This window comes from Paenibacillus sp. OSY-SE (assembly GCF_000283315.1).
GTDB classification, from domain to species: Bacteria; Bacillota; Bacilli; order Paenibacillales; family Paenibacillaceae; genus Paenibacillus_B; species Paenibacillus_B profundus.
The window spans coordinates 1-4,558 of sequence record NZ_ALKF01000103.1; the positions used below are offsets into that span (position 1 = coordinate 1).

Annotated in this window: 3 protein-coding genes; 2 read left to right on the forward strand and 1 reads right to left on the reverse strand. The window is 48.3% G+C overall.

Annotated elements, in window-relative coordinates:
* Positions 1 to 220 precede the first annotated feature (220 nt).
* On the reverse strand, positions 221 to 1,093 hold the full coding sequence (locus A372_RS0100690) for an AraC family transcriptional regulator (RefSeq protein ID WP_233698096.1): 873 nt from the start codon (positions 1,091 to 1,093) through the stop codon (positions 221 to 223).
* A gap of 115 nt (positions 1,094 to 1,208) precedes the next feature.
* Here A372_RS0100690 and A372_RS0100695 point away from each other — a divergent pair, with 115 nt between their 5' ends.
* The gene (locus tag A372_RS0100695) at positions 1,209 to 3,185 is read left to right on the forward strand and encodes a beta-galactosidase trimerization domain-containing protein (protein WP_019418933.1); all 1,977 of its coding nucleotides are present in this window, start codon (positions 1,209 to 1,211) and stop codon (positions 3,183 to 3,185) included.
* A 108-nt stretch (positions 3,186 to 3,293) separates the two neighbouring features.
* Complete coding sequence (locus A372_RS0100700; protein ID WP_019418934.1) at positions 3,294 to 4,313, forward strand: asparaginase; 1,020 nt, start codon at positions 3,294 to 3,296, stop codon at positions 4,311 to 4,313.
* The last annotated feature ends 245 nt before the right edge of the window (positions 4,314 to 4,558 follow it).

A 4,558-nucleotide genomic window follows, 5' to 3' on the forward strand; every position in this document is an offset into this window, starting at 1 on the left:
CGAGTCCTTCATGGCTCACCAGAACATACAAACCAAGTCTGTGTTTTTAACGCAGATTTTTTTTTGTTTTCCTCCGTTTTTACTTCCAATATTGAAAGAATCGTGCAATCTCAATCTATATTTCTCCATTCTGTCCGTTGTTATTATGAAAATAATAAGAACCGGAGGCATACCCTTCCGGTTCTTTATTTATTGTTGGCAGCAGTTCACTCCGCGTACTTCACCAGCGTTCCACATCGTTGTGCCCTTTCCCCATACGATAGGCCGACGGACTCACACCGTACACGGAAGCGAATTGATTCGAAAAATAATGAATGGAGTCGTACCCGAGCAAGAGGGCAATTTCCGTAATGGATTGACGGCTTTCCATCAAGAGGACAGCGGCTTTCTTCATGCGCGAGCGCAGGACGTACGCCTTGGGCGACATTCCGGTCTCTTGCTTGAACAAGCGGTAGAACTGAGACTTCTCCAGCCCGCACTGCTCGCACCAGCGGTCATGCGTATAGCGGCGCTCTGGTTGCTCGTCCATCTGCTGCAGCACCCTTGCGATGCGGTAATCTATTGGATAATCCGCTGAAGTAACATCGCTCCACTGCAGCAGCCAAGCATAGAAGCAGGCGGAGACGGCTTGGGATGTATATTTGCCGTTACGATTATAGACCGCGAGGGTATGCTTGATGAGCTCAATGAGATGCGGATATGGGCGCAGCGACATGCACGTCGGTATTGATTCCAATTCAGGACAGGGCTCGGTCGCCGTCAGCCACAGGGGATTAAAATCATCCCATTCATAGGCAAAGGTTGGTTGTTTCGGTTTCGGCACACTCCATAAATCACAGTATATATTGCATGCATCCATCGTTTCGCTCGGAGTATGCTCGAAGAAATGCCACTCTCCAGGACGGACGAAGATTAAAGTACCACTGGAGACGGCATAGCGCTGATCGTTCACCAGCATATGTCCATGCCCTTCCGTGAACAGATGAAACGCATAGCTGTAACCTCTACGTCGCTGTTCTTCTGGAGCTCCCCGATAATTGTACATATGAGCGGCCCGGATATGAGGAAGTGTGTCCGCAAGTGATTTCATCATTTTTCCTCCCCGATGATCGGAATATTGTATAAACGAAAGGAAGCTATCTTAAATACGAAACGTTACGTAAATGATACAATGATTCCATAAAAATGTCATGCGTAGGAGGAATATCATGCGTTTTAGACAAGTACATCTCGATTTTCACACTTCGGAACATGTTCCCCATATCGGGAGAAAATTTTCTAAAAGTAATTTTCAGGAGATGCTCCGTGTTGGTCATGTCGACTCGATTACCATCTTTGCAAAATGCCATCACGGGTGGGCTTATTTTCCATCTGAAACGAACGAAATGCACCCGGAGCTCGACTATGACCTGCTTGGGGCGCAAATTGAAGCTGCACATGAAATCGGCGTCAACGTACCGGTCTACTTATCCGTAGGCTTGGATGAAAGATTGGCATGGCAATACTCCCAATGGCTGATTCGCAGTGAGGAAGATCGCACGAATTGGGTCGACTCCTTCATGAAGCCGGGCTATCATCAATTTTGCTTGAACACGCCGTATCTCGATATCGTCATTAAACAAATTCAAGAGGTTGTGCGCAAATATGATGCGGACGGCATTTTCTTAGATATTGTCGGTGAACGGACGTGCTATTGCCCAACCTGTCTGAAGCAAATGCAGGAAGATGGCTTGAATCCGCGCAACAAGGAACACGTTATCGAAAATGGGCGCCGTATTTATGCCAACTATACGAAGCGTGTGCGCGATGCCATCGACGAAATCAAACCTGGTCTGCCTGTGTTCCATAATGCAGGGCACATTCATCAGGGACGCCGCGATTTAATGAATATGAATACACACCTTGAATTGGAATCACTTCCGACCGGGGGCTGGGGATACGATCACTTCCCGTTATCGGCACGTTATGCGCAGCCTATCGGAATGGATTTCCTCGGGATGACCGGTAAATTCCATACGTTCTGGGGCGAGTTCGGCGGATACAAGCATCCGAATGCGCTGCGGTACGAAACATCGTTAAACCTGGCACATGGCGCTCGCTGTTCGATTGGCGACCAGCTTCATCCGGAAGGTGAGATGGATAAGGCGACATATGAGCTGATCGGCAAAGCCTACGCGGAAGTGGAGCAAAAAGAAGCATGGTGCGTAGACACGGTCAATCTTGCAGACGTTGCGCTGCTTACGGTTGAAGCGGCAGGTGTACAGCAGGATAGTGGTGCGATGTATTCCGGAAAAATCGATATGGGTGCCGGGCGTATGCTGCTGGAAGGCAAAATCCTGTTCGATGTGGTTGATTTGAAGTCCGATTGGAGCCCTTACCGCGTGCTCATTTTGCCGGATGCGATCGTCATGGCAGAGCAGGTGCGCGAGAAGGTGGAAGCGTTTATTGCTGCGGGCGGTAAAGTACTCGCAACAGGACGCTCTGGCTTGAACGAGGAGATGACGAACAACCTGCTGCCGTTAGGCTTTAAAGACACAGGCGTCAATCCGTTCCGTCCGGATTATTTCCGTCCGGGGTTCGAATTGCCGAACCTCGGCGAGGCTGCTTACATTATGTACGGCGAAGGCCGTCGTATTGAGCTGACAGACGGCACGGAGCTTGGACGCCGTGAAGATCCGTACTTTAACAGACAAGCTTTCCGTTTTTGCTCTCACCAGCATACACCGACTTCCGAACAATATGGCGGTCCGGGAATGGTAGAGACGAAGCACGGAATTTATATAGCTTGGAATGTATTTGAAGATTATGCGACAAAGGGAAGCCTTGTATTAAGAGAAATGGTAGTCTATGCTCTGCGCCGCTTGCTGGGAGATCAAATTTCCTTGAAGACGACACTGCCGGCTCAAGGCGTAACGACGCTGCAGCATCAAGCGCAAGAGAAGCGTTTTATCCATCATCTCCTGTATGCTTCCCCGGTGAAACGTGGCGAGCGTGTAGAAATTATCGAAGATATTATTCCGCTCCACAACATTGAAGTAGAGGTACAGCTGCCACAGCAGCAGGTGAAGCGAGTCTATTTGGCGCCACAGATGACGGAGATCGACTATGAAGCGACTTCACGCGGTATCCGCTATGTTGTTCCTCAATTGGAATGTCATCAAATGGTCGTTCTGGAGTATAATTAGCTCGTACCATTCATAGAGGCAAGCGGCCGCATCGAAATGCGTGTTCACGACCTTTTGAAGGGGACATAAGCAAGAAGACACCTTGGGAATGACGAGGGAGGAACGAACGTGGTTGACTTAGGAAAAGTGTTAGTAGAAGAGTTTCGGGGAGACTGGTTGGAATGCGCGTATACGGGCCATGTGGCAGGCGTCAATGAGCACGGGGAAACGATGTTTCATGTCGGCGACGAAGGCTATGTGAGCTTTATGCGCTCTTCTTCCAAACCGGTACAGGCTCTACCTGCGATATTGGCGGGGGTTCCAGAGCATTACGGCTTAAGCGATGAAGAAATCGTACTGATGACAGCCTCTCACCGCGCTCAGAAGTTCCATGTTGATGCACTTGAGTCTTTTATGAAAAAGACGGGAATTACAGAAGACAAGTTCGTATGCAAACCTACTTATCCGCTGAACAGTGCCGCCAAGGATGAGCGGATCGCGCATGGCGAGCCACCGCGCTCCTTGTATCACAATTGTTCAGGCAAGCATTTGGGCGTGCTGGCCTTGTGCAAAATGATGGGCTGGCCGGAGCACAATTATGCGGAGCCGGATCATCCGGTACAGCAGCACGTATTGAAATTGATGTCGCAATTGTCGGATATGCCTGCGGATCAAATTAAGTTGGGTACGGACGGCTGCGGATTTCCCGTGTATGCCATACCTATTCGCAACATCGCACTCTTATATTTACGCCTTGCCTGTCCGGATCTGATTGCGGATGAAGCAGTGCGCAACGCCGTTATTCGATTGACGACTTTGATGAACAAATACCCATTCTACGTGTCAGGTACAGAGTTAATCTGCCCAACGCTCTTACAAGATGACAACATTGTCGCGAAAGGCGGAGCTAAAGGGATTTACTGCTTCGGGCTGCGCAAACAGAGAATGGGGATCGCATTTAAAGTGATGGACGGTTCGGAGGACCAGTGGCCGCTCATAGTCGCTCATATATTAACAGAAATTCAGTACCCGAATGCGGAAACGATCGAGCGTTTGAAGCGATTGAGTCCTGCGGAGACGAAGAACGACAACGATAGAGTCGTCGGATATCGCGAGCCTAAGTTTCAATTACAATGGGATAAAAAATAAGATAAAAGTATCGGAAAGCCTGTTTTAGAAGTTGTTTAGTCAGCTTCAAATCAGGCTTTTTCCATCTATATGCGGTTATTTTCAAATATAAGGAACAAGAAAAAAATACCACAAATTTTTATGAAAAAAAGATTTGCAATTCAATATTCAGTCTGATATATTAGTAAATGTCCTCGCTAAAATGACATGTAACGCTAGGATGCAATACAATTTTAGCTAATGAAAATGCGGACATAGCTCAGTGG

Bases quoted from the DNA above. Each gene is read 5' to 3' on its own strand.
- A372_RS0100690 (WP_233698096.1), bottom strand. From the start codon at position 1,093: ATGATGAAATCACTTGCGGACACACTTCCTCATATCCGGGCCGCTCAT.
- A372_RS0100695 (WP_019418933.1), top strand. From the start codon at position 1,209: ATGCGTTTTAGACAAGTACATCTCGATTTTCACACTTCGGAACATGTT.